Here is a 20,637-nt window from a genome sequence, read left to right on the forward strand (position 1 = left end):
GCGCCCGCCCTGACTCCGCCCCGATACCCATGCAGCCTGCCGACCTCCGCCCGCATCACGCCCCGCCCCGCCGCTGGCTGCGGGTGAGCGTCGCGCTCGTCGTCGTGCTGGCGCTGCATACGCTCGCCGGGTTCTGGCTGATGCGCAACCGCGACGCGTTCACGCCGCCCGCGCCCGCCGCGATCCCCGTGCAGATCGAGCTGCTCAAGCCGCAACCGATCGAGCGCCAGCCGGCGCCGCCCGCCCCGCGCCCGGTCGAGCAGCCGGCCGCGCCCGCTCCGGCCGCGCCGAAGGCCGCCGCGCCGCAACCCGCGCCGGCGCCGGAGCCGGTGCTCACGTCGACGCAAACGGCCGAACACGGCGAACCGCCGGCCGCCGCGCCCGCCTCCACGGCGAGCGGCGTACCGGGCGCCCCGGGCGCACACGCCGCGCCGGCGGCCGGCGCAAGCGGCGCCGCGACGCCCGGCCCCGCGACGGCGGGCGTGAAGTTCGACGCGCCGCCATCCGGCGACCTGCAGTACGACACGTTCTACAACGGGATGCAGAACATGATCGGCACGATCCACTGGCGCACCGACAAGCATACCTACGACCTGTCGGTGTCGATGCCCGTGCCGTTCGTCGGCCCGTACACCTATCGCAGCGAGGGCCGTATCGACGCGTTCGGCATCGCGCCCGACCGTTACGTCGAGAAGCGCGGCAAGCGGCCGGAAGACATCGCGATCTTCAACCGCGAGATCCGGCAGGTCGTGTTTACGCGCACGCCGAACAACGCGCCGCTGCCCGACGCCGTGCAGGACCGCTTCAGCATGCTGATGCAGTTGTCGGGGCTCGTGCGCGGCAATCCGGCCGCGTACAAGCCGGGCGTCACGCAGCAGTTCTTCGTGATCGACAACAACAGCGGCGAGACCTGGCCGATTACCGTGATCGGCGACGAGCAGGTGCAGACGCTCGCCGGCAACATCGGCGCGCGACACTTCATGCGGCTGCCGCGCCGCGACGGCGACACGCGCCGCATCGACATGTGGCTCGCGCCGTCGCTCGGCTGGCTGCCCGCGCGGCTCGTGCAGACCGAGCCGAACGGCGCGCAGATCGAGCTGCTGTGGCATGGCCGGCTCGCGGCGCCGGACGCGCCGTCCGGCGCGCAACCGGCAGGTGCCGCCACGCAGGCGCCTGCCGCACCGGTCGCACCGGCCGGGGACCAGGCACAACCCGCGCCGCCGGCCGGCGCGCAACCGCCGACACAACCGGACGCACAACCGGCCGCACCGTCGACGTCATCGCCTGTCACACAGTGAACGCGCGAGCGGTCGCGCACGACCCGGCAATTTCGACCGATTACAGATTTTCGAAAAATGGCCGATGACACTCTTTAACAACTATTTCAGTCCACCGGCGGACAATGGGAAACGTTTCATAGACATCGGCTTCTAACCGATACACCCCACGCAAACGGGACCGGGGTGTGCAGCGCAAGCCCCTTGAAACCGGCAAGGCTCGCCCCACCTAGGGAACAACAAGGCCAGATGCCACTGCGAAGAGGAGTGCCGCCATGCAAATGATCTACAACAGCCCCAACTACTGCGTCGTCGAATTCGCGCCGCAGGCCGGCCATCACCTGATGAATGCCGGCGGATACGAGATCGTCGACAAGAACGCGCAGCGCGAGATCTTCATCGACGGCGAACTTGCCGAGCGATTCCGCGCACACGTGAAGCAGCTGATCGAGGATGAACCGTCGCTCGACGAAGTCGACGAATTCCTCGGACAATTCGACAGCCTGATGATGATGCCCGTCGTGCTGCACTGACGACCGCGGCCCGGCGCATCGCGCGGCCGGGCCATTCGCCGCGCACGACGCGGCGCCGCGAGCACTCCGATCATGCCCCCGCCCGGTTCGCCGCGCGGGGGTTTTCATTTGGCGGGCCGGCCCGCGCCGCGCCCGGCGACGCCCGGTCGCACCGGCTACAATGACGGCTTTCCCGTCTTCGCCGGTCTTCCCCCATGTCTGCGACTCCTCTCGCCGCCTCCGTCCCGCTCGACGCGCCGTACACGCGCGGCGCCGCACTGCCTGCGCTGCTGAAGTCGCGCATCCTGATCCTCGACGGCGCGATGGGCACGATGATCCAGCGCTACAAGCTCGACGAAGCCGCGTATCGCGGCGAGCGCTTCAAGGATTTCCCGCGCGACATCAAGGGCAACAACGAGCTGCTGTCGATCACGCAGCCGCAGATCATCCGCGAGATCCACGACCAGTACTTCGCGGCCGGCGCCGACATCGTCGAGACCAACACGTTCGGCGCGACGACCGTCGCGCAATCCGACTACGAGATGGAAGACCTCGTCGTCGAGATGAACATCGAATCGGCGAAGCTCGCGCGCGAGGCGGCCGGGAAATACGCGACGCCCGACAGGCCGCGCTTCGTCGCCGGCGCGATCGGGCCGACGCCGAAGACGGCCAGCATCTCGCCGGACGTCAACGACCCGGGCGCGCGCAACGTTACGTTCGACGAGCTGCGCACGTCGTACTACCAGCAGGCGAAAGCGCTGCTCGACGGCGGCGTCGACCTGTTCCTCGTCGAAACGATCTTCGACACGCTGAACGCGAAGGCCGCCCTCTTCGCGCTCGACGAGCTGTTCGAGGACACCGGCGAGCGCCTGCCGATCATGATTTCCGGCACCGTCACCGACGCATCGGGCCGGATCCTGTCGGGCCAGACCGTCGAGGCATTCTGGAATTCGCTGCGCCACGCGAAGCCGCTCACGTTCGGCCTGAACTGCGCGCTCGGCGCGGCGCTGATGCGCCCGTACATCGCCGAGCTCGCGAAGCTGTGCGACACCTACGTGTCGTGCTACCCGAACGCGGGCCTGCCGAACCCGATGGCCGAGACCGGCTTCGACGAAACGCCCGACGTCACGTCGGGCCTGCTGAAGGAATTCGCGCAAGCCGGGCTCGTGAACCTCGCGGGCGGCTGCTGCGGCACGACGCCCGAGCACATCGCCGAGATCGCGAAGGCGCTCGCCGGCGTGAAGCCGCGCCGCTGGCCGAGCCAGTACGGCGACAACGCCTGACCCGACCGCCCCACGCTCCCCATCACCAGACTTCGCACCGCCATGACCGATCACACGATGCGCCTTGCCGGCCTCGAGCCGTTCAACGTTACGTCCGGAACGCTCTTCATCAACGTCGGCGAACGCACCAACGTCACCGGCTCGAAGGCGTTCGCGCGGATGATCCTCAACGGCCAGTTCGACGAGGCGCTCGCCGTCGCGCGCCAGCAGGTCGAGAACGGCGCGCAGGTGATCGACATCAACATGGACGAGGCGATGCTCGATTCGCAGGCGGCGATGGTGCGCTTCCTGAACCTGATCGCGTCGGAACCGGACATCGCGCGCGTGCCGATCATGATCGACTCGTCGAAGTGGGACGTGATCGAGGCCGGCCTGAAGTGCGTGCAGGGCAAGGCGATCGTGAACTCGATCTCGCTGAAGGAAGGCGAGGAGGCGTTCCGCCACCACGCGCACCTGATCCGCCGCTACGGCGCGGCGGCCGTCGTGATGGCGTTCGACGAAACCGGCCAGGCCGACACGTACGCGCGCAAGACCGAGATCTGCAAGCGCTCGTACGACTTCCTCGTGAACCAGGTCGGCTTCCCGCCGGAAGACATCATCTTCGACCCGAACATCTTCGCGGTCGCGACCGGCATCGAGGAGCACAACAACTACGCGGTCGACTTCATCGAGGCGACCCGCTGGATCAAGCAGAACCTGCCATACGCGAAGGTGAGCGGCGGCGTGTCGAACGTGTCGTTCTCGTTCCGCGGCAACGACCCGGTGCGCGAGGCGATCCACACCGTGTTCCTGTACCACGCGATCCAGGCGGGGATGGACATGGGCATCGTCAACGCGGGCCAGCTCGGCGTGTACGCCGATCTCGACGCGGAGCTGCGCGAGCGCGTCGAGGACGTGATCCTGAACCGCCGCGCCGATTCGACCGACCGCCTGCTCGAGATCGCCGACAAGTTCAAGGCGGGCGGCGCGAAGAAGGAAGAAAACCTCGAGTGGCGCAACCAGCCGGTCGAGAAGCGGCTTTCGCACGCGCTCGTGCACGGCATCACGACCTTCATCGTCGAGGATACCGAGGAAGTGCGCGCGAAGATCGACGCGGCCGGCGGCCGCCCGATCAACGTGATCGAAGGCCCGCTGATGGACGGGATGAACATCGTCGGCGACCTGTTCGGCCAGGGCAAGATGTTCCTGCCGCAGGTCGTGAAATCGGCGCGCGTGATGAAGCAGGCCGTCGCCCACCTGATCCCGTTCATCGAGGAAGAAAAGCGCCTGCTCGCGGAAGCGGGCGGCGACGTGCGCGCGAAGGGCAAGATCGTCATCGCGACCGTGAAGGGCGACGTGCACGACATCGGCAAGAACATCGTGTCGGTCGTGCTCCAGTGCAACAACTTCGAAGTCGTCAACATGGGCGTGATGGTCCCGTGCAACGAGATCCTCGCGAAGGCGAAGGTCGAGGGCGCGGACATCATCGGGCTGTCGGGCCTGATCACGCCGAGCCTCGAGGAAATGGCGTACGTCGCGTCGGAAATGCAGCGCGACGACTACTTCCGCGTGAAGAAGATCCCGCTGCTGATCGGCGGCGCGACGACGTCGCGCGTGCACACGGCCGTGAAGATCGCGCCGCACTACGAAGGCCCGGTGGTCTACGTGCCGGATGCGTCGCGCTCGGTGTCGGTCGCGTCGAGCCTGCTGTCGGACGAAGGCGCGGCGAAGTATCTCGACGAGCTGAAGTCCGACTACGAACGCATCCGCGACCAGCACGCGAACCGCAAGGCGCAGCCGATGGTCACGCTCGCCGAGGCGCGCGCGAACCGGACGAAGATCGACTGGGCCGGCTACACGCCGGTGAAGCCGAAGTTCATCGGCCGCCGCGTGTTCAGGAACTACGACCTGAGCGAGCTCGCGCACTACATCGACTGGGGCCCGTTCTTCCAGACCTGGGATCTCGCGGGCCCGTACCCGGCGATCCTGAACGACGAAATCGTCGGCGAATCGGCGCGCCGCGTGTTCTCCGACGCGAAGTCGATGCTGTCGCGACTGATCCAGGGCCGCTGGCTGACCGCGAGCGGCGTGCTCTCGCTGCTGCCGGCGAACACCGTCAACGACGACGACATCGAAATCTACAGCGACGAATCGCGTTCGGAAGTGCTGCTCACGTGGCGCAACCTGCGCCAGCAGAGCGTGCGTCCGGTGGTCGACGGCGTGATGCGGCCGAACCGCTCGCTCGCCGACTTCATCGCGCCGAAGGCGTCGGGCGTCGCCGACTACATCGGGATGTTCGCGGTGACCGCCGGCCTCGGCGTCGACGCGAAGGAAAAGCAGTTCGAAGCCGACCACGACGACTACAGCGCGATCATGCTGAAGGCGCTCGCCGACCGCTTCGCGGAAGCGTTCGCGGAAGCGATGCATGCGCGCGTGCGCCGCGAACTGTGGGGCTACGCGAGCGGCGAGGCGCTCGACAACGACGCGCTGATCGCCGAGAAATACACGGGCATCCGCCCGGCGCCCGGCTACCCGGCCTGCCCCGACCACCTCGTGAAACGCGACATGTTCGACGTGCTGCGCGCGGACGAGATCGGCATGAGCGTGACCGACTCGCTGGCGATGCTGCCGGCCGCGAGCGTATCGGGCTTCTACCTCGCGCATCCGGACAGCACGTACTTCTCGGTCGGAAAAATCGGGCAGGATCAGCTGGAGGACTACGCGCAACGCATGGCGCTGTCGCTCGACGACGCACGCCGCGCACTCGCGCCGCAGCTGTAACCGGAAGGGGGCGCGGCGCCCGCCGCGTCACGCCGTCACGCGCGCCGGCCGCGGAGCGCGTTGCAAGGCGCGCCGCCGGTCGATCCGGATACCGGACCGATGCGCGGCGATCGAGGCCGCGAAAGCGTGCGCTTTCAGGCAAGGAGGCCCGGAAGATTGCGCTGCGCAGGTCGCCGCGCGCCAGCCCGGGCGGCCGCAAGATTCGGGTGCGGAACGCCTGATTTCATCAGACAAAATAAAAAGCCCGCTCGACGCGGGCTTTTTACTGACGAATGCTCGTCCTGCCGGGCAATGACGCTCAGAAGCCCCAGTGCACGTCGGCTTCGCCGGCTTTCGCCTCGCGCAACATCGTGAGGAACGGTGCGACGCGCTGCGCCAGGCTCGGCGGCACTTCGTGGTGCGCGTGGTCGGCTTCGTCCTCATGGAAATGGCCGGCGTGCTCGGCCCGCTCCTGCTTCGCCTGCGCAACCGCGCCTTCCAGCTTGGCGATCGCGTGGTCCAGTTCGTCGTGCGTAATCACGCCGCGCTCGCCCAGCTGCTTGCCGACGAGACCCAGCACATATACGGCGAAATCCTTCAGCACGTCGAGATCCTGTGCTGCCTTGCTCTTGAACGTAATCATGACAATTCCCTTTTCATCTTGTTGTGCCTGCGCGGCGCGATTGGGGAACGCCGGCAGACCGGCGTCCGGCCTCGCGGACGCGGGCCGCCTGAGCGGCATATTAGCACCTGTTAAAATTCTGCGATCCCTGAAACGCGCGCTCGAAAAGCGCGCCGGCGGGCCGGCGTTTCCGGCCGCCACCAACGAAGCCTTCTACCAGCATGCTGCCAGCACACAAACAGACCCTCGAAGCCCTGCTCGCGGATAGCGTCAAGCAGGTCGCACACGCGCTGAAAGGCGCCGACGCGGCGTTCATCGCCCCCGCCATCACGCTCGAGCGCCCGAAGGTCGCGGCGCACGGCGACGTCGCGTGCAACGTCGCGATGCAGCTCGCCAAGCCGCTCGGCGCGAACCCGCGCCAGCTCGCCGAACAGATCGTCGCCGCGCTCACCGCGCAGCCGGCCGCCCAGGGCCTCGTCGAAGCCGCCGAGATCGCCGGCCCCGGCTTCATCAACCTGCGCCTGTCGGCCGCCGCGAAGCAGGCGGTGATCGCCGCCGTGTTCGCGCAGGGCCGCGCGTTCGGCACGTCGGATCGCGAGAAAGGCAAGCAAGTGTTGCTCGAATTCGTGTCGGCGAACCCGACCGGCCCGCTGCACGTCGGCCACGGCCGCCAGGCCGCACTCGGCGACGTGCTCGCGAACGTGATCGCGAGCCAGGGCTACGCGGTGCACCGCGAGTTCTACTACAACGACGCCGGCGTGCAGATCGGCAACCTCGCGATCTCGACGCAGGCGCGCGCACGCGGCCTGAAGCCGGGCGACGCGGGCTGGCCGGAAGCCGCGTACAACGGCGAGTACATCGCCGACATCGCGCGCGACTACCTGAACGGCGAAACGGTCGCCGCATCCGACGGCGAGCCGGTCAAGGGCACGGGCGACGTCGAGGATCTCGACGCGATCCGCAAATTCGCGGTCACCTACCTGCGCCGCGAGCAGGACATGGACCTGCAGGCGTTCGGCGTGAAGTTCGACCAGTACTACCTCGAGTCGTCGCTGTACAGCGAGGGCCGCGTCGAGAAGACGGTCGACGCGCTGATCAAGGCCGGCATGACCTACGAGCAGGACGGCGCGCTGTGGCTGCGCACGACCGACGAAGGCGACGACAAGGATCGCGTGATGCGCAAGTCGGACGGCACGTACACGTATTTCGTGCCGGACGTCGCGTACCACGTGACGAAGTGGGAGCGCGGCTTTACGAAGGTGATCAACATCCAGGGCTCGGACCACCACGGCACGATCGCGCGCGTGCGCGCCGGCCTGCAGGGGCTGCACATCGGGATCCCGAAGGGCTACCCCGACTACGTGCTGCACAAGATGGTCACCGTGATGCGCGACGGCCAGGAAGTGAAGATCTCGAAGCGCGCGGGCAGCTACGTGACGGTGCGCGACCTGATCGAATGGTCGGGCGGCGCGGCGGCGGGCCAGGAAGCGGCTCCCGACCTGATCGACGAAGCGACCATCACGCGCGGCCGCGACGCGGTGCGCTTCTTCCTGATCTCGCGCAAGGCCGATACCGAGTTCGTGTTCGACATCGACCTCGCGCTGAAACAGAACGACGAAAACCCGGTCTACTACGTCCAGTACGCGCATGCGCGGATCTGCTCGGTGCTCAACGAACTGAAGTCGCGCTACAGCGTCGAGGTAGCGCAACTGCCGGGGGCCGACCTGTCGCAGCTCACGAGCGCGCAGGCCGCATCGCTGATGCAGAAGCTCGCCGAGTACCCGGACATGCTCACGCACGCGGCGAACGAGCTGGCGCCGCACGCGGTCGCGTTCTACCTGCGCGACCTCGCTGGCGAATTCCACTCGTTCTACAATGCGGAGCGCGTGCTGGTCGACGACGAAGCGCCGCGCAATGCGCGCGCCGCGCTCCTCGCCGCAACCCGGCAGGTGCTCGAAAACGGTCTGGCGGTGCTCGGCGTGTCCGCGCCAGCCAAGATGTAAGCGGCCCGAACCGGGCAGCGAACGGCCGCGACAGCACGCGCCGCAGGAGCGCCTGCCGCGGCACTTTCACGATTCTTTTTGCAGGTGACTCAAGCAATGGCACAACCACGCCGAACTTCGAAGCAATCGAAACAAGCCGGAGGGACATTTCTTGGAATCGTGCTGGGCCTGATCGTCGGCCTCGCGATCGCGGTGGTGGTGGCGCTCTACATCACGCGTTCGCCGTCGCCGTTCGTGTCGAAGGTCGCACCGCCGCCGGCCGACGCCGGCGCCAGCCAGCCGCAGCAGTTCGACCCGAACCGCGCGCTGCAGGGCAAGACGCCCGGCCAGCCGGTGCCGCAGGCCGCGCAGCCCGCGCCGCCGAACACCGCGCCCGGCCAGGCCGCGAACCAGACCCAGGGCGGCCTGCTGCCCGAGCCGCAGATCGTCGAAGTGCCGCCGTCGTCCAGCGGGTCGAGCGGCTCGAACAGCACCGGCAGCTCGAACGGCACCACCGCATCGAACACGCCGTCGTCGGGCAACGGCGTCGCCGTCGCGCCGAAGCCGGCCGATACCACGCCGCCGCCGAAGAAGACGCCGCCGCCCCAGCAGCAGCAGCAAGCCGGCGAGGACGACCTCGGGCGCTTTGCCGCGCAGAAGCAGGCGCAGCAGGCCGCCGCGCAAAAGCAGCAGCAACAGGCGGCGAACGCGGCCAAGCCGACGTCGTCGGCCACGGCCGCCGCCGCGGCAGCGAAGCCGCCGGCCGCGAACGACGCGAACACCGGCTACTTCCTGCAGGTCGGCGCATACAAGACGGAAGGCGACGCCGAGCAGCAGCGTGCGCGCCTGGGCTTCCAGGGCTTCGAGTCGAAGGTGTCGAAGCGCGACGTCAGCGGCGTGACCTATTTCCGCGTGCGCGTCGGCCCGTTCTCCAGGTTCGAGGATATGAACTCGGCTCGCCAGCGCCTGTCCGATGCAGGTGTCGACACGGCAGTGATCCGCTTCACGAAGCAATGAGCGGCCGGTCGGGCCTACTCTCAACCCGCGACGTTTCGCAACCCGAGCAACTGATTCGACTTTCACAACATGAAAAAACTGCTTAGCACGCTCCTTCTGTCCCTGGGCCTGGCCGCCGGCCTCGCGCAGGCTTCGCCCGCCGCGCCGGTTTCCGGCAAGGACTTCGAGGTGATGAAGTCGCCGCAGCCGGTGTCCGCGCCGGCCGGCAAGGTCGAGGTGATCGAGTTCTTCTGGTACGGTTGCCCGCACTGCTACGAATTCGAGCCGACGATCGAGGCCTGGGTGAAGAAGCAGGGCAACAACATCGACTTCAAGCGTGTGCCGGTCGCATTCCGTGACGATTTCGTCCCGCACTCGAAGCTGTTCTACGCGGTGTCCGCGCTCGGCATCTCCGAGAAGGTCACGCCGGCCATCTTCAACGCGATCCACAAGCAGAAGAACTACCTGCTGACGCCGGAAGCCCAGGCCGACTTCCTCTTCACGCAGGGCGTCGACAAGAAGAAGTTCCTCGACGCGTACAACTCGTTCAGCGTGCAGGGCGAGGTGAACCAGTCGGCCAAGCTGCTGAAGGACTACGCGATCGACGGCGTGCCGACGGTCGTCGTCCAGGGCAAGTACAAGACGGGTCCCGCTTACACGAACAGCATCCCGGGTACCTCCCAGGTGCTCGACTTCCTCGTGAAGCAGGTTCAGGACAAGAAGCTCTGATCCCCGTCCGCGCGCCGGCATGACTACTCCGCTGAAGGTCTTCATCACCGGCGCATCGAGCGGCCTCGGCCTCGCGATGGCCGAGGAATACGCCCGCCAGGGCGCCACGCTCGCACTCGTCGCGCGCCGCACCGATGCACTCGATGCGTTCGCGCGGCGCTTCCCGAAGCATTCCATCACCGTCTATTCCGCCGACGTGCGCGACGCCAGCGCGCTCGCGACGGCCGCCGCGTCGTTCATCGCGACGCACGGCTGCCCCGACGTCGTGATCGCGAACGCGGGCATCAGCCAGGGCGCCGTCACGGGCCAGGGCGATCTCGCGACTTTTCGCGACGTGATGGACATCAACTACTACGGGATGGTCGCGACGTTCGAGCCGTTCGTCGGCCCGATGACGGCCGCGCGGCACGGCACGCTGGTCGGCGTCGCGAGCGTCGCCGGCGTACGCGGGCTGCCCGGCTCCGGCGCGTACAGCGCGTCGAAATCGGCTGCGATCAAGTACCTCGAATCGCTGCGCGTCGAACTGCGGCCGGCCGGCGTCGGCGTCGTGACGATCGCGCCCGGCTATATCCGCACGCCGATGACCGCGCACAATCCGTACCGGATGCCGTTCCTGATGGACGCCGACCGCTTCGCCGCCCGCGCGTCGCGCGCGATCGCGCGGCAGCACGCGTTCCGCGTGATTCCGTGGCAGATGGGCGTCGTCGCGAAGGTGCTGCACGTGCTGCCGCGCTGGCTCTACGATCGCCTGTTCGAGAAGGCGCCGCGCAAGCCGAAGGCCGGCGCGCACTGACGCAACGCCAACGGCCCGCGCGACCTGCGCCGGGCCGTCCGTCGCCGCTTCGACGCAACCGCGCTCGAAGCGGCGATTTCTCCGTACTTCGCGCGGCAATCGCGCCGCTCCCGTCGCACGCACCGCCCGGCGCACCCGCCCTCCGCACCCTCCGCCGCCGCGACGGCATCCGCCGCCCCAACATCCATTCCGTCGCGAACGCAGTCGTTTTTCGCTCAAGTTGCCGCGTTCAGGCGCCTTTTTTCACGCGCCGCACGCTTTAACGGTATGCTATTCGCCAGCCGCGCCGGCCCCGCCCGCTTCCGGGCCGCGCCCGCATCCGTCATCAAGCAAAAAGCACACGCCACGTGGGAGATCCTATGCAGGTCAAGCTGTTCGCCGCGGCCGCGCTCGCCGCCGCCCTCGCCACCCCCGGCCTCGCCGCCGCCAAGCCGCTCACCGTCTGCACGGAATCGAGCCCGGACGGCTTCGACGTCGTGCAGTACAACTCGCTCGTCACGACCAACGCATCGGCCGACGTGATCTTCAACACGCTCGTGTCGTACGACGAAGCCACGAAGAAGGTCGTGCCCGCGCTCGCCGACAAATGGGAAGCGAGCGCCGACGGCCTCACGTACACGTTCCACCTGCGCCCGAACGTCGCGTTCCAGACCACCGACACGTTCAAGCCGGGCCGCACGCTCAATGCGGACGACGTCGTGTTCACGTTCTCGCGGATGCTCGACGATTCGAATCCGTGGCACAAGGTGGCCGGCGCGAGCGGCTTCCCGCATGCGCAGTCGATGGGCCTCGTGAAGCTCGTGAAGTCGGTCTCGAAGGTCGACGACAGCACGGTGAAGTTCGTGCTGAACGAGCCGAACGCGACCTTCGTGCCGATCCTGACGATGGGCTTCGCGTCGATCTACTCGGCCGAATACGCGGACCAGTTGCTGAAGGCCGGCAAGCAGGCCGACCTGAACGCGAAGCCGGTCGGCACGGGCCCGTTCGTGCTGAAGAGCTACACGAAGGACGCGCTGATCCGCTACGACGCGAACCCGACGTACTGGGGGGCGAAGCCGAAGGTCGACCGGCTGATCTATGCGATCACGCCCGACCCGTCGGTGCGCCTGCAGAAAGTGAAGGCCGGCGAATGCCAGATCGCGCTGTCGCCGAAGCCGCAGGACGTGCTGGCCGCGAAGGGCGAGAGCGCGCTGAAGGTCGTGCAGACGCCCGCGTTCATGACCGCGTTCGTCGCGCTGAACACGCAGAAGAAGCCGCTCGACAACGACAAGGTGCGCGAGGCGCTGAACCTCGCGTTCGATCGCGCGACCTACCTGAAGGTCGTGTTCGACAACACCGCGACGGCCGCGAACAACCCGTACCCGCCGAACACGTGGAGCTACGCGAAGGACGTGGCGCCGTATGCGTACGATCCCGCGAAGGCCAAGCAACTGCTCGCGCAGGCCGGCTTCCCCAACGGCTTCTCGACGACGATCTGGACGCGCCCGACCGGCAGCGTGCTGAACCCGAACCCGAAGGTGGGCGCGGAGCTGCTGCAGGCCGACCTCGCGAAGGTCGGCGTGAAGGCCGAGGTCAAGGTGATCGAATGGGGCGAGCTGATCAAGCAGGCGAAGCTCGGCCAGCATGACATCCTGTTCATGGGCTGGGCCGGCGACAACGGCGATCCGGACAACTATCTGTCGCCGCTGTTCAGCTGCAACGCGGTGAAGTCGGGCATCAACTTCGCGCGCTTCTGCGACGCGCAGCTCGACAAGCTGATCGCCGACGGCAAGTCGACCGCCGACCAGGGCAAGCGCGCGAAGCTGTACGAAGCGGCGCAGAAGATCATCCACGACCAGGCGCTGTGGATCCCGCTCGGCTATCCGACCGCCGCCGCGCTCACGCGCACGAACGTGAGCGGCTATCACGTGAGTCCGTTCGGACGGCAGAACTTTACGACGGTGGCCGTGCAGTAATCCGGCGCGCCCGCTTCATGCGGCAATCGGGCCCGGCGCATCGTGCGCCGGGCTTTTTTTTGGCGCAAAGGCCCGGATCGCGACGCTCGAACGGGGCGAACCGGCCGGGCGTGCGGAGTCCGGCCCGGCACGACGGGCCGATCGCGCGCCGGGCCGGCGACCACGGCGACCCGGACCACGGCGGTCGCCGCTGCCCCGCTCGCCACCCGATGAAGCCGGGCAGCAACTGCAAGGCGGTCGCCGTGCGGCCACGCGTACGCCGCGAGCGCGCCCGACGTCGCCTGCGTCAGGCATCACCCGCGGCGCCCGTGACGCGTTACGCGCTGGTGTCGAGCAGGCTGCCGAGCGCGGCGCCGTCGAGCGAGTAGGTCGACGGCGTACCGTTCGCGGCGTTCGTGCTGCTGGTCGACGACGTCGTGCTGTCGGTCGAGCTCGACGACGCGGACGCGGAACCGGCCCCATGATGATGGCCGTGTGCGTGCCTCGTCCGCTCCGGGGACGAGGTGGGCGTGCTGTTGCCGGTGGGCTGGGCGGTGTTGCCCTGCAGGGCCGGAGTCGTGACGGCACCGGTCGAGATGCTGGAAATGGACATGGTTTTCCTCTGGGTTGAGTGAACGGACGCCCGCTGCGATGCGTTGCGTGCGAGCGCCTTCGCAGCGTGCCGCACGCGCGCCGGGTTCAATCGGTCGATTAACGGCGAAAACGATGCTGTCGGGCGATATCGCGTTACGTCGCATTACGTCGACCGCATACCGTAATCGCCGGTAAATTTCCGGATTGAGGGGGCGATCGGAACGGATCGTCGCACTGCTATCTTTCGGGCGTTCGTTCCATCCGGCCGGGATCTCCCCGACCTCCGCCCAACAGCACCGTACGCGCCGCGTCATCCGGCCGCGCGCGGCGTGCCGCCGCCATGTCCATCGATCACGCCCTTTCACTCGCATCCTCATGCCGGCAGGCCGGCCACCTCGACCTGGCCCAACGCCACTACCGCGACGCGCTCGCGCTCGAGCCCGGCTGCTGGGATGCGTGTTTCGGGCTCGCGCAAGTGCTGATCCGGCAGGACCGCTTCGACGAGGCCATCGGCTGGCTGACGCCGCTGCTGGAACGCCCCGGCGACCACGCCGCGGTCAGTCGCCAGCTCGGGCTCGCCGAGACCTGCGCAGGCCGCCACGCACGCGGGCTCGCCCATTTCCAGCGCGCGCTCGAACACGATCCCGACGACGCCGCGCTCGCGCATACCGTCGCGAATCTCCAGCAGGCGCTGGGGCTCGCTCACGAAGCGGACGCGAGCTTCCGCCGCGCATTGAGACTGAAGCCGTTGGTCACCATCCCGGCCGCCGTCGAGCCGGCGGCGTTCCGCGCGCTGTTCGTGTTCGCGCCGGGCGCCGGCAATACACCGTTCGAATTCCTGATCGAACGGGCGCACTTCGAAAGCAACATCATCACGCTGCTGCCCGACATGGCGTACGACGTCGACCGGCTGCGCATCCATGCGGACGTGGTCGTCAACCTGGTGTCCGACGTCGATCGCGGCCGGGCGCTGCTCGCGCCGGCGCAGGCGCTCGTCGCGGGCGTCGGCCGCCCCGTCGTGAATGCGCCCGCCGTGATCGCGCAGACGAGCCGCGATGCAGTGGCGCGGCAACTGGCGCAGATGCCGGGCTGCCATGTGCCGCAAACGTCGCTGCACGACAAAGCCGGGCTGCACGCGATGCTGTCGGGCACGTCGCCGGCGACGCTGCCGTTTCCGCTGCTGGCGAGGCCGGCCGGCACGCACGGCGGCGACGATTTCGAACGGATGGAGCACGCGGCGCAACTGCTGGCATTCGTCGACCGGTTCGACGCGGAACATTTCTACCTGACGCCGTACGCCGATTATCAATCCGCCGACGGCTACTTCCGCAAGTACCGTTTCGTCTATGCCGACGACGAGATCCTGCCGTATCACCTCGCGATCGGCAGCCAGTGGAAGGTCCACCACGCGACGACCGACATGGCGCACCACGCGTGGATGCAGGACGAGGAGCGCGCGTTCCTCGACGATCCGTGGCAGGTGTTCGGCACCGCGCAGCGCGACGGCTTGCAGGCGATCCGCGACGCGATCGGGCTGGATTATTTCGGCATCGACTGCGGGCTCGACCGCGACGGTGCGGTCGTCGTGTTCGAGGTAAATGCGAGCATGCTGGTACACGGCAACAACGCGAGCTTCCCGTACAAGACGGTCGCCGTCGAGCGCATCCGGCAGGCGTTCCATGCGTTGCTCGCGCGGCGGGCCGCGGCGGTGCCTCGCGACGCGAGCTGACGCCGCCCGCCCCGGGCCATGCTCACGCGCCCGCGCGTGAGCGGCCGTCGCACGAGCGCGTCCCCGCCGTGCAACGTCGCGGCGCATCACCGGACAGTCGCACACCTGTCGCGCGTGGCGTGCAGGCGACGACGCGTCGGGCCGCCGCTTGCATGGCGCGCGCCGCGCTTGCTACACTGCGCGCTCATTCCTCATACCGGACGTCAGCCGAAGTGAACAACTAAGCCTTCCCGAAATGTTTTCGCCGCCGTGCCACGCACGCCGCGCGCGAAGGTCTTCACGCATTTTCGGAGGTGCTTATGGCTGCAGCCACGCCCACCGGCGCGCTCGTCGCGCTTCATCACGTTTCCTTCCGCTTCGACGACGGCATCACGCTGTTCGATTCGCTCGACCTGTCGATCGACCGCACGCCGACGGGCATCGTCGGCCGCAACGGCATCGGCAAAAGCCTGCTCGCGCAACTGATCGCGGGCCGCCGCGCACCGAGCGCGGGGACGATCGACCGGCATGCGCCGGCCGTCTACGTCGCGCAGCAGCACGGCGACACGTCGACCGAATCGCGAACCGTCGCGCAGGTCGCCGCGCTCGACGCGCCGCTCGGCGCACTGGCGCGTCTCGCCGACGGCTGCGCGGAACCGCACGACTTCGACCTGATCGGCGATCGCTGGGATCTCGCCGAACGGCTGCGCACCGCGCTCGACACGGCCGGCCTGCACGACGTGCACGCCGCCACGCCCGCGCAGGCGCTGAGCGGCGGGCAACTCGCGCGCGTCGCACTGATCGGCGCGCTGCTGTCCGGCGCCGGCCTGCTGGTGCTCGACGAACCGACCAACCATCTCGACGCGCCGGGCCGTGCATGGCTGCGCACGGCGCTCGACGGCTGGCGCGGCGGCCTCGTCGTCGTGAGCCACGACCGCGCGCTGCTCGCCGGCGTGCAGCGCATCGTCGAGCTGACGCCGCACGGCGCGCGCTCGTATGGCGGCAACTACGCGCACTATCGCGCGCTGCGCGACGCGGAGCAGGAGGCCGCGCAAGCGGCGCTCGAACACGCACGCACCGAACGCGGACGCGTGAGACGCAGGCTCGAACAGGAGCACGACACGATCCAGCGCCACGCGGCCGCGTCGCTGCGCGAAGCGAAGACGGCCAACCTGTCGTCGGGGGCGAAACAGAGCCGCAAGGGCGCGGCCCGCAACATCATGGGGCAGGTGCGACGCCATCAGAACGAATTCAAGGCGACGCTCGACGAGCGCGTGCACGACGCGGCCGCGCGCGTCGAAGTCGACGCGCCGGTGCTCGTGTCGCTGCCGGGCACCGAGGTCAGCGCGCGTCGCCAGTTGTTCACGCTCGAACGCGCGCAACTGCCGTGGCGCGTCGCCGGCGCGGCCGAGGCGATCACCTGGTCGGCGAGCGGCGCCGTGCGCATCGCGCTGACCGGCCCGAACGGCTGCGGCAAATCGACGTTGCTACGCATGCTCGCGGGCGAACTCGCGCCGCGCTCGGGCACCTGCACGACGCACGTGAGCGCCGCCTATCTCGACCAGCGGCTCGCCCTGCTCGATCCCGAACGCTCGATCGTCGAGCAACTGGGGCTGCTCCACACGCCGCTCGCCGAAGGCGACCTGCGCAGCCGCCTCGCATTGCTGCAGCTCGACGCGGCGCGTGCGACCCAGCCCGCACGGCAACTGAGCGGCGGCGAACGCCTGAAGGCCGCGCTCGCATGCGCGCTGTGGCGCGGCACGCCCGCGCAACTGCTGCTGCTCGACGAGCCGACCAATCACCTCGATCTCGAATCGGTGCGCGCGATCGAAGCCGCGCTCGCCGGCTTTCCCGGCGCAATCGTGGTCGCGTCGCACGACACCGCGTTTCTCGCGGCGCTCGACCCGACCCACACGATGCAGTGGCATCGCGACGGGTGGCGTTACGAACCCGTCGCGTGACTGAAAATCATCGCGGGTCGCCTGCTGGCGTGGCACCGGAATCGACGAACAATTGCATGAAAAGTCGCTCGGACTCCCGCAAGCCCTCATCGGTCAGCACGACAGATTTCGTCTTGTTGACAGGATCGCCAATCAGGCCACGCTCATGCAACCGATTCAGCACGTTCCAATCGAGGGATTTCCATGCGCGATCGCCGTCATGCAAGGTCAGATAAAGGAGCGCAAGAACGGCGTCATCGATGGCGCCGAGATCTATATTCATCGCCATTTCCTCCGGCCCGGTCACCCTGTCACGCGCCAAGCGTCACGAGCAGCTTGATGAAGTTGCGCTTCGCTCGGTAGGTCTTGCGGATCTCTTCAAGTTCCCCGTCGAATGCCGCGTGCTGCCGATGCGCGACCCGCAACGCACGAATCTTGCGTACGGTGTCGAACGCCTCGTCATACCGCGCACTGCCCGAGCCATGGTCGACCGCGAGCGGCAGGTACCGGTGCAGCAGTGCGATTGCCTGTTCCGGATGCGTCTTCGCACGCGCTGCCGCCAGCGTCAGCCAGACGTCGGCCTCGACAGGTCCGCCCAGAAACGCATCCCACGCGGCGTCGTGGTTCTGCTCGGCAAGCAGCAGCTTCACCAGTTCGGTACGCGGCGACGGTTCCCAGCGCCGTACGGCCGGAGTCGCCCGCCCCGGCGTTTCCCGCGTCCGGGCGAGCGACAGCAGATGAGAAATCGCCCGCTCCCGCACGGCGTCGCATCGCTTCGCCGCCTTCGCAACCTTCATCAGCGCCCTGAATGCGTCTGCGGTTGGATGGTACGCAAAGCGTTGCCACGCGAGTTCGTCCGCCCGATCGAACGCGCGCCGACGCACATGATCGTCGATACAAAAGCCCAGCAGACGATCGTCGTGCCGGTCCTTCATTTCGCGCATCCCGCGTTCGGCCCACGCCAATCCTTCGTCGAAACGGCCATGTTCCGCGCACAATTCCGCGATTTGCGCGAATCGGCCGGATGCCGACAGATCCTTCGACCAGATGCGAATCAGCGCGTCGACGTCGCCGTCGCGCCTCGCCAGCGACTCCATCGCATGCTCGAGATTCAAGCGCACCGAATCGTACGAGCGCCGATCGTCCCGCCCGGCCGGCAGCGAGGGCAGCGTGGTCCATTGACGCTCGACCAGTTCCCGATAGTGGCTCAATCCCGCCTCGCCCAGCGGTTCGGCATAGGCCGGCAGCACGGCGCGGAACGTATCCCACTGCCCACCGATCTGCAGGCGAAACAGGCGTTCGGCCAGTTTCACCGGATCCGGCCGAGTGCTGATGCACGCGTCGAGGTGCACGCCGACCAGTTCGCCGATTCCGGGCGCCACACTGCCGTCCGAGTCGTCGATCTGTTCGAGGCTCGCTTCAGCGTCGGCAATCGCCAGTTCCGCCAGTTCGACCACCTGCGCGGCATGAACGCCCGCCAACTGCCGCCGCAGCATGGCGGCCACTTCGAACAGCGCCTCTCCGTACGTGTGCGCTTCATCCCAGCCGAGCGGCCGCGACACACGCGTCAATTGCCGGACGGCGGCGCGCAGACTTGCCGCATCGCCGGCATTCGCGGCACGTGCATCGAACAGCAGCCTGTCGCGCAATGTTCGATCGCGCTCGGCCGCGTCGAGCAGCCAGCTCCGCAACGCATCCTCGTCGAGCGTAGTCAGATAATCGCGAATCAGTTCCGCATGGGTCTTGCGCTTGCGTCGCGAACGCGCGGGTTGTTCGAGCGCCTCATCGTGGAAGACCTCTTCGCCGCTGTTTTCAAGCCACGACAATGCGACCGCAACCGCGTGCTTGCAGAACACCCCTTCGTCGCCTACCGGGCAATTGCACGCGTAGTCCAGCCCGCCGTCACTGCTCACCGCGAACTCGACGTGATAGCGATACGTACCACGCACGGTCGCCGACAGCACGCCGCCGCGCTCGGTCAGCCGCGAGACGGCGCCGTCGTGGAAATAGGCCTTGCCGCGCACGAAGGATTGCGGGTCGGCCAGCGCGCGGATTTGCGCGAGCGTGATGACATCGGCGAGGGAAAGATTACCTGCCATGGGTTGCGACATCGATGCGGTTCGAGACCCGAATTATACGAAGGAAGGCGCGACGCGAATCGAGGCAGGCTCGCCCGCTCAACGCCCCACGAAACGGATCACGCCATCCGCGTCTTCGCTACGCTTCAGTTCGCCCGCGAGCCACAGCAGGTTCAGGTGCGCGAGCGCCTCGCCCAGCGCGAACGTCATCTGGTGGATGTCCAGCTCGCGGCGGCGGAACATGATCGGCACGATGTCGGCCGCGCTCGTCGGCCGTTCCGCGCATGCGACACGCACTTCGGCCAGGCGCGCGTCGTGGTGCTCGCGCAGTTGCGCGATGCGCGTGCGCACGCCGCGGAACGGCTTGCCGTGCGACGGCAGCACGAGCGTATCGGGCGCCATCGTCTCGTAGCGGCCGAGCGACTGCAGGTACAGCGCGAGCGGGTTCGCTTCCGGCTCGAGATCGAATACGGACACGTTCGTCGAGATGCGCGGCAGCACCATGTCGCCGGAGATCAGCACGCCGTCCGCCTCGCTGTGCAGCGCGCAATGTTCAGGCGAATGACCGAAGCCGGTGACGACGCGCCACGTGCGCGCGCCGATCGTCACCGCGTCGCCCTCGCGCAGGCGCCGGTAGCGCGGCGGCACGGCCGGCACGAGGTCCGAGTAGTAGTGGCGGCGGTTGCGCAGCTTGTCGAGCGCGGCCGGATCGGTCAGCCCGTGGCGCGCGAAGTGATCGGCGGCGGCCGCGCCGCCCGCGTTCGAGCCGTTGCCGGCCGCCATCAGGCAGCCGAACATGTACTCGCCGAGCGTCATCCACAGGCGCACGTTCCAGCGGCCCTTGTCGCCGCCTTCGCACAGCCAGTTCGCCAGCCCGAAGTGATCGGGATGGCAGTGCGTGACGAGCACGCGCAGCACGGGCAGGCCGTCGAGATGCGCGTCGAAGATCCGCTCCCAGTGCGCGCGGATCGCCTCCGACGCGATCCCGCAATCGACGATCGTCCAGCCGGCCTGCCCGTCGATCTCGTCGCGCAGCAGCCAGAGGTTGATGTGGTCGAGCGAGAACGGCAGCGGCATGCGCAACCAGCGCACGCCGGGCGCGACCTCGAACGTGTCGCCCGCGGCGGGCAGCGTGTCGGCGAAGGGATAGTCGAGTTGGTGTTCCAGTGCGTTCATCGGTGGGGCGTCTCGTCGTTATCTGTGCGAATGCGCGCCGGCGGCAGGCCGCGGCGGGCGTTGCGTCGATTCTATCGCCGTCGTGCGCAACGCGTGTCCGCCGGCCGCCGGCCCGTCAAAAAAAGTTCGTGCCAGAATCGGTTCCGTACCCGTATCTTTACGCGAAGATGCGCCGAACGGCCCCCAACGGCGGATAAACCGCCGCTTGCCGGCCGGCCCCGCATTGCCGCATAGTCGTTGAACCGCCCGCTTGGGCGCTAAAATGGCGAGTGCT

General features: G+C 68.0%; 16 protein-coding genes. 11 read left to right on the forward strand and 5 right to left on the reverse strand.

What is annotated here, in order from left to right; genetic code table 11:
• Nucleotides 1-29: 29 nt before the first annotated feature.
• From GQ57_RS21510 to metH, 4 genes are all read left to right on the forward strand, one after another.
• Nucleotides 30-1,298: a DUF3108 domain-containing protein gene (locus GQ57_RS21510; RefSeq protein ID WP_174923171.1), complete on the forward strand. Its 1,269-nt coding sequence runs from the start codon at nucleotides 30-32 to the stop codon at nucleotides 1,296-1,298.
• 254 nt (nucleotides 1,299-1,552) lie between these two features.
• Complete coding sequence (locus GQ57_RS21515) at nucleotides 1,553-1,810, forward strand: BTH_I0359 family protein (RefSeq protein ID WP_006477667.1); 258 nt, start codon at nucleotides 1,553-1,555, stop codon at nucleotides 1,808-1,810.
• Nucleotides 1,811-2,004: 194 nt separating this feature from the next.
• The gene (locus GQ57_RS21520; RefSeq protein ID WP_031400404.1) at nucleotides 2,005-3,072 is read left to right on the forward strand and encodes a homocysteine S-methyltransferase family protein; all 1,068 of its coding nucleotides are present in this window, start codon (nucleotides 2,005-2,007) and stop codon (nucleotides 3,070-3,072) included.
• Between the two features lie 42 nt (nucleotides 3,073-3,114).
• Entirely contained in the window at nucleotides 3,115-5,832 is a 2,718-nt protein-coding gene (metH, locus tag GQ57_RS21525) for a methionine synthase (protein ID WP_031400403.1), read from the forward strand.
• Nucleotides 5,833-6,130: 298 nt separating this feature from the next.
• On the opposite strand, the gene GQ57_RS21530 is transcribed toward metH, so the two are convergent.
• Nucleotides 6,131-6,454, reverse strand: a complete 324-nt coding sequence (locus tag GQ57_RS21530) for a DUF1840 domain-containing protein (RefSeq protein WP_011353361.1) — start codon at nucleotides 6,452-6,454, stop codon at nucleotides 6,131-6,133.
• Nucleotides 6,455-6,654: 200 nt separating this feature from the next.
• Here GQ57_RS21530 and argS point away from each other — a divergent pair, with 200 nt between their 5' ends.
• The 5 genes from argS (at nucleotide 6,655) to GQ57_RS21555 (ending at nucleotide 12,888) form a co-directional block, all read left to right on the forward strand.
• Nucleotides 6,655-8,436 carry an arginine--tRNA ligase gene (argS, locus tag GQ57_RS21535; RefSeq protein ID WP_031400402.1) on the forward strand — a complete coding sequence of 594 codons (1,782 nt, stop codon included), beginning with the start codon at nucleotides 6,655-6,657 and terminating at the stop codon, nucleotides 8,434-8,436.
• A gap of 96 nt (nucleotides 8,437-8,532) precedes the next feature.
• Entirely contained in the window at nucleotides 8,533-9,432 is a 900-nt protein-coding gene (locus tag GQ57_RS21540; RefSeq protein WP_034198950.1) for an SPOR domain-containing protein, read from the forward strand.
• 69 nt (nucleotides 9,433-9,501) lie between these two features.
• Nucleotides 9,502-10,140, forward strand: coding sequence for a thiol:disulfide interchange protein DsbA/DsbL (locus tag GQ57_RS21545; protein WP_031400400.1), 639 nt, complete (start codon nucleotides 9,502-9,504; stop codon nucleotides 10,138-10,140).
• Nucleotides 10,141-10,159: 19 nt separating this feature from the next.
• A complete protein-coding gene (locus GQ57_RS21550) occupies nucleotides 10,160-10,933 on the forward strand; it encodes an SDR family oxidoreductase (RefSeq protein WP_031400399.1) in 774 nt (257 codons plus the stop codon).
• Between the two features lie 359 nt (nucleotides 10,934-11,292).
• A complete protein-coding gene (locus tag GQ57_RS21555; protein WP_031400398.1) occupies nucleotides 11,293-12,888 on the forward strand; it encodes an ABC transporter substrate-binding protein in 1,596 nt (531 codons plus the stop codon).
• A gap of 316 nt (nucleotides 12,889-13,204) precedes the next feature.
• Here GQ57_RS21555 and GQ57_RS21560 read toward each other — a convergent pair whose 3' ends face one another.
• Nucleotides 13,205-13,480, reverse strand: coding sequence for a hypothetical protein (locus GQ57_RS21560; RefSeq protein ID WP_031400397.1), 276 nt, complete (start codon nucleotides 13,478-13,480; stop codon nucleotides 13,205-13,207).
• Nucleotides 13,481-13,801: 321 nt separating this feature from the next.
• Here GQ57_RS21560 and GQ57_RS21565 point away from each other — a divergent pair, with 321 nt between their 5' ends.
• Nucleotides 13,802-15,190, forward strand: a complete 1,389-nt coding sequence (locus GQ57_RS21565; RefSeq protein ID WP_034198951.1) for a tetratricopeptide repeat protein — start codon at nucleotides 13,802-13,804, stop codon at nucleotides 15,188-15,190.
• A gap of 299 nt (nucleotides 15,191-15,489) precedes the next feature.
• Nucleotides 15,490-17,130, forward strand: a complete 1,641-nt coding sequence (locus tag GQ57_RS21570) for an ABC-F family ATP-binding cassette domain-containing protein (RefSeq protein ID WP_034198952.1) — start codon at nucleotides 15,490-15,492, stop codon at nucleotides 17,128-17,130.
• Nucleotides 17,131-17,137: 7 nt separating this feature from the next.
• Here GQ57_RS21570 and GQ57_RS21575 read toward each other — a convergent pair whose 3' ends face one another.
• The 3 genes from GQ57_RS21575 to GQ57_RS21585 all read right to left on the reverse strand — a co-directional run bounded on the left by GQ57_RS21575 (nucleotide 17,138) and on the right by GQ57_RS21585 (nucleotide 20,363).
• Nucleotides 17,138-17,392, reverse strand: a complete 255-nt coding sequence (locus GQ57_RS21575) for a DUF6429 family protein (RefSeq protein WP_034198978.1) — start codon at nucleotides 17,390-17,392, stop codon at nucleotides 17,138-17,140.
• Between the two features lie 28 nt (nucleotides 17,393-17,420).
• Entirely contained in the window at nucleotides 17,421-19,208 is a 1,788-nt protein-coding gene (locus tag GQ57_RS21580) for an SWIM zinc finger family protein (RefSeq protein ID WP_034198953.1), read from the reverse strand.
• Nucleotides 19,209-19,286: 78 nt separating this feature from the next.
• Entirely contained in the window at nucleotides 19,287-20,363 is a 1,077-nt protein-coding gene (locus tag GQ57_RS21585; RefSeq protein WP_031400392.1) for an MBL fold metallo-hydrolase, read from the reverse strand.
• Nucleotides 20,364-20,637: the final 274 nt, after the last annotated feature.

It is taken from the genome of Burkholderia sp. MSh2 (assembly GCF_000731655.1).
GTDB lineage: Bacteria > Pseudomonadota > Gammaproteobacteria > Burkholderiales > Burkholderiaceae > Burkholderia > Burkholderia paludis.